The organism is Streptomyces corynorhini (assembly GCF_003346515.1).
GTDB classification, from domain to species: domain Bacteria; phylum Actinomycetota; class Actinomycetes; order Streptomycetales; family Streptomycetaceae; genus Streptomyces; species Streptomyces corynorhini.
In genome coordinates this window covers 1-4,914 of record NZ_QQNA01000179.1, presented here as the reverse complement: position 1 = coordinate 4,914, position 4,914 = coordinate 1, and the positions used below count along the sequence as shown (strand labels likewise).

Genomic DNA, 4,914 nt, shown 5'->3' with positions numbered 1-4,914 from the left:
AAGGGCTGAGGCCGCGCACCCAGGACGGGCAGACCTCATGGGTGCGCGGCCTCAGCCCTTCTTCGTGTACGTCAGCGATTCGCCGCTCGTCGTCACCCGGCGCAGCTTGCCGTCCTGCTGGATCGTCAGATGGGTCTCGGGACCGGGGAAGCAGGCGGAGGCCGGTTCGCCGGAGATCACCTCGGACGTGCCGATGTGGAGCGGCGCGTCGGGGGAGGGGGCGGAGGCCAGGGGAGCCTGGAAGACGCACTTGTAGGTGCCGCCGCCCGCCAGCGGGCCCTCGGCCGTCAGGTTCATGACGGTGTCGCCCGGCTCGCCCTGCTCGATGACGAGCACCCGGGTGCTGTAGCCGGACGAGGTGTCCAGGCCGCCGCTCCAGGTGCCCAGGTACTTCTTGGGGATCGTGCCGTCCGGCTCCTCGGTGGCGGAGGGCGACGCCGAGGGGGAGGGCGAGACGTCCGTCGCCGGGGACTCGGACGGCCCCGGGGAGCGCGATCGGCCGCCCTTGCCGTTCTCGGCCGCGCTCGTGGTGCCGTCGCCGCCCATGAAGGCGTAGACCGAGGCGCCCGCGCAGATCGCCACGATCACGGCGACCATGATCAGCACCACCGTGCCCCGGGTGTTGCGGCGGGGAGGCTCGGGGGCGGATGCGGTGGCGGTGGCGGTGGCGTACGGGTGCGCCGTGCCGAAGAGCGGGGGCGCCGGGGGTACGGGGGCGCTGCTGTAGCCGCGCGGCAGCGGAGTCGGCCCACCCGGCACGCCAGGTCCGGCGGGTCCGGCGGGTCCGGCCGGTCCGGCGGGTCCACTCGGCACGCCCGGTCCGCCTGGTCCGCCGCCGTATCCCGAGTATCCCGATGGCGGATAGCCGTACCCCGGTTGCGGATACCCGTAGGGGCTCGGGCCGGGCGCGGGTGCGGGTGCGGGTGCTGGTCCCGGCGTTGGCTTTGGTGTCTGTGACGTCGGCTCAGCGGGTTTCGTTGCCTTGACGCGTGGCAGGGCCAGGGTCGGATTCCCGCCGTCCCGCGGGCCGTCCTGACGGCCCTTCGGCGTCGCAGGTGCGGCAGGTGCCGCAGGCGGCACCGAAGCCGTCGCCTCGGTCGCCTCGTCTTCCGCCGCCTTGTCCGCGGGTGCCTCGTCCGGCGCCGCCCCGTCCTTCTCCGGCGCCCCGTTCTCCTCCCGCGTCGTCTCGCGCGTCGCCGTCCGGACCTCCTCCGGTATCCGTATCTGCCCCGTCGCCGGGTCCTCGTGCTCCAGCAGCTGCACCGCGTGCTGTCCCAGCTGCGCCAACAGCCCGCCCGGCAGCCACGGTTCCCCGCCGGACCCCGCCCCCACGTCCGTCGCCTCGCCCACCTTGGCCAGGATGTCGTACGTGGTCGGCCGCGCGGCCGGGTCCTTCTTCAAGCAGCCCCGGACGAGCGGTACCAGGCTGTCGGGGAGCGCGGACAGGTCCGGCTCCTCCTGCGCGATGCGGAACATCAGCGCGTGCGCGCCCGCCTCCGCGCCCCCGAACGGCAGGCGGCCCGTCGCCGCGTACGCCAGGACCGAGCCGAGGCAGAACACGTCGCACGCCGCCGTCACCCGGTCCCCGCGCACCTGCTCCGGGGCCATGAAGCCGGGCGAGCCGATCAGCGCGCCGGTCCTGGTGAGGCCCTCGTCGGGGACCGTCTCCAGCGCGCGGGCGATACCGAAGTCGATCACGCGCGGGCCGTCGATGGTCACCAGGACGTTCGACGGCTTGAGGTCGCGGTGGATCAGACCGGCCTTGTGGATGTCCTGGAGCGCGTGCGCGAGTCCGGAGGCGAGGATACGAACGGAACGTTCCGGCAGCGGGCCGTGACCGCCCGAGACGACCGTGCTCAGGCTCGGCCCCGCCACGTACCCGGTCGCCAGCCACGGCACCTCGGCCTCCGTGTCGGCGTCGAGCACGGGCGCCGTCCACGCCCCGCCGACCCGCCGCGCCGCCGCGACCTCCTGCCGGAACCGGCCCCGGAACTGCTCCTGTTCGGCCAGCTCGCGGTGGACGAGCTTGACCGCGACCGTACGGCCCCGGTCCGAACGCGCCAGATAGACGTGGCCCATCCCGCCCGCGCCCAGTCTGGCCAGCAGCCGGTAGCCGCCGATGTGTCGTGGATCTCCAGCTGCCAGCTTTTCCATGGCCGCGCGGCCCCTCCCGTACCAGACCAGCTCCGTGTCGCCCCGGATCATCTCGCACGCCGGGGCCGACCCGTCGAGTATGTCGAACGAAACGTCGGCGAACGGACGCTCGGGCGGCCGAGCGATCCACGCGGAGGGGAGCGGGAGAGGAAGGGGAGCGGGAGAGGAAGGAGAGGGGGAGAAGGGGGACAGGGGGAGAGGACGGACAGGGCCCGGTAGCCCGGTGGTCCGGTGGTCCGGTGTCGCGGTAGCCCGGTGGCGCGGTGGCCCGGTGTCGCGGTAGCCCGGTGGTCCGGTAGCCCGGTGGCCCGGTAGCCCGGTAGCCCGGTGGTCCGGTGGCGCGCAGGCCGGGGCCGGAGCCGTCCGCTCGGCAGAGTGCCCACCGCGGCCGCCCACGTCATACAAGGTGGCCATACCCTCCCACCTCCACCCCTCTCTACTCTGACCTCCATGAACCCTGACGCCACCCCGCACGCCGACCCCCGGGCCGGTGCCGCCGTGAAGGCCGCCGACCGCGCGCACGTGTTCCACTCCTGGTCCGCGCAGGAGCTGATCGACCCGCTCGCCGTCGCCGGCGCCGAGGGCGCGTACTTCTGGGACTACGACGGCAACCGCTACCTCGACTTCACCAGCGGCCTCGTCTTCACCAACATCGGCTACCAGCACCCCACGGTCGTCGCCGCGATCCAGGAGCAGGCCGCGAAGCTCACCACCTTCGCGCCCGCCTTCGCCGTCGACGTGCGCTCCGAGGCGGCCCGGCTGATCGCCGAGCGCACCCCCGGCGACCTCGACAAGATCTTCTTCACCAACGGCGGCGCCGAGGCCGTAGAGAACGCCGTCCGGATGGCCCGGCTGCACACCGGACGCCCCAAGGTGCTCTCCGCGTACCGCTCGTACCACGGAGGCACCCATACGGCGATCAACCTGACCGGTGACCCGCGCCGTTGGCCGTCCGACAGCGGGACGGCCGGGGTCGTCCACTTCAACGCGCCGTTCCTCTACCGCTCCCCCTTCTACGCCGCCGACGAGGCCGAGGAGTGCGCCCGCGCGCTCGAACACCTCGAAGCGACCATCGGCTTCGAGGGCCCGGCCACCGTCGCCGCGATCATCCTGGAGACCATCCCCGGCACGGCCGGCATCATGACGCCGCCGCCCGGCTACCTCGCGGGTGTGCGCGAGATCTGCGACCGGTACGGGATCGTGTTCGTCCTGGACGAGGTGATGGCCGGCTTCGGGCGGACGGGCAAGTGGTTCGCCGCCGAGCACTTCGACGTCGTCCCCGACCTGCTGACCTTCGCCAAGGGCGTCAACTCCGGCTACGTCCCGCTCGGCGGCGTCGCCATCTCGGCCGCCGTCGCGGACACCTTCGCCACCCGCCCCTACCCCGGCGGACTCACCTACTCGGGCCATCCGCTGGCCTGCGCCGCCGCCGTCGCCACCATCGGGGTGATGGAGGACGAGAAGGTCGTCGAGCACGCCGCACACCTCGGCGCGACCGTCCTCGGCCCCGGGCTGCGCGAACTGGCCGCCCGGCACCCCTCGGTGGGCGAGGTGCGCGGTACGGGGGCGTTCTGGGCGCTCGACCTCGTACGGAACGCGGAGACACGCGAGCCGCTCGTCCCGTACAACGCCTCGGGCCAGGCGAACGCGCCGATGGCCGCCTTCGCCGCCGCGTGCAAGAAGGGCGGCCTGTGGCCCTTCGTGAACATGAACCGTACGCACGTGGTCCCGGCCTGCAACATCACCGAGGCCGAGGCGAAGGAGGGGCTGGCCATCCTGGACGCCGCGCTCACGGTCGCGGACGAGCACACCGTGTGACGCGCGATCCCTTACGCGGCGGAGGGAGGAGGGGTTCCCCCTGCTTCCCCCTGCTTCCCTCCTCCGCTCCCTCTCCTCCCTCCCGTCCCACCCGCCGCCCCTGGCTTAAGGTGTCCCAGAGCCGGCCGAGGGGACGGACGAGGGGCGGAACGACCATGCGTGCCAGCGGACCTGTGACCCGCAATACGTTGCGGCAACAGATCGCGGACGCGCTGCGTGACGAAGTGCTCGCGGGGCGTTTACTGCCCGGCCAGGAATTCACCGTCAAGCAGATCGCCGAGCAGTACGGAGTCTCCGCCACCCCCGTCAGGGAAGCGCTGGTCGACCTCTCCGCGCAGGATCTCCTCGACTCCGACCAGCACCGGGGCTTTCGCGTCCACCAGTTCTCGGTGGACGACTTCCGGGGCATGACCGAGGCCCGTGCGCTGATCGTCGACGCCGTCTTCCGCGACCTGGAGGGCGAGCGGCTGGCCGCCAGGGCGCACGGCGCGGTGCTGGTCTCCGTACGGCGCAGGGCCGAGGAGGCCGCGCGCGCGGCCAGGGGCGGGGATCTGAACATCCTCATCGGCTACGACCTGCGCTTCTGGCGCGAGCTGGGCGCTCTGGTCGCCAACCGCTACGTCGCGGAGTTCCTGCACCGGCTGCGCGTCCAGGCATGGGTCTTCTCCGTACCGTTCCTGCGTGAGGACGCCGAGGGCGGGAAGTGGCTGTGGAGCGGGCACGAGCGACTGGTGGACGCGCTGACCCTCGGCGACGCGGCGGCGGTACGGACCGTGATCGCCGAGTACGACGATCATTCGCTCAGGTGGGCGGACAGGCTGGAGCGTTCACGGCGGTGACGGAGCACGCGAGGGGCGCGGGACCGGCGGACGCGGCAGCGGACACGGACGCCGGAGCCGGAGCCGAAGGCGACATAGGCACGGACACGGGCACGGACACGGG

General features: G+C 72.9%; 3 protein-coding genes. 2 read left to right on the top strand and 1 reads right to left on the bottom strand.

Annotated elements, in window-relative coordinates:
• Positions 1-51: 51 nt before the first annotated feature.
• Entirely contained in the window at positions 52-2,154 is a 2,103-nt protein-coding gene (locus DVH02_RS21970) for a serine/threonine-protein kinase (RefSeq protein ID WP_114625538.1), read from the bottom strand.
• A 450-nt stretch (positions 2,155-2,604) separates the two neighbouring features.
• On the opposite strand from DVH02_RS21970, the gene DVH02_RS21965 reads away from it, so the two are divergent.
• A complete protein-coding gene (locus DVH02_RS21965) occupies positions 2,605-3,972 on the top strand; it encodes an aspartate aminotransferase family protein (protein WP_114625537.1) in 1,368 nt (455 codons plus the stop codon).
• Between the two features lie 155 nt (positions 3,973-4,127).
• Positions 4,128-4,811, top strand: coding sequence for a GntR family transcriptional regulator (locus DVH02_RS21960; protein ID WP_114625536.1), 684 nt, complete (start codon positions 4,128-4,130; stop codon positions 4,809-4,811).
• The last annotated feature ends 103 nt before the right edge of the window (positions 4,812-4,914 follow it).

What these genes read in the sequence shown, in the direction of transcription:
- DVH02_RS21970 (WP_114625538.1), bottom strand. Translation starts at nt 2,154, where the DNA reads ATGGAAAAGCTGGCAGCTGGAGATCCACGACACATCGGCGGCTACCGG.
- DVH02_RS21965 (WP_114625537.1), top strand. Translation starts at nt 2,605, where the DNA reads ATGAACCCTGACGCCACCCCGCACGCCGACCCCCGGGCCGGTGCCGCC.
- DVH02_RS21960 (WP_114625536.1), top strand. Translation starts at nt 4,128, where the DNA reads ATGCGTGCCAGCGGACCTGTGACCCGCAATACGTTGCGGCAACAGATC.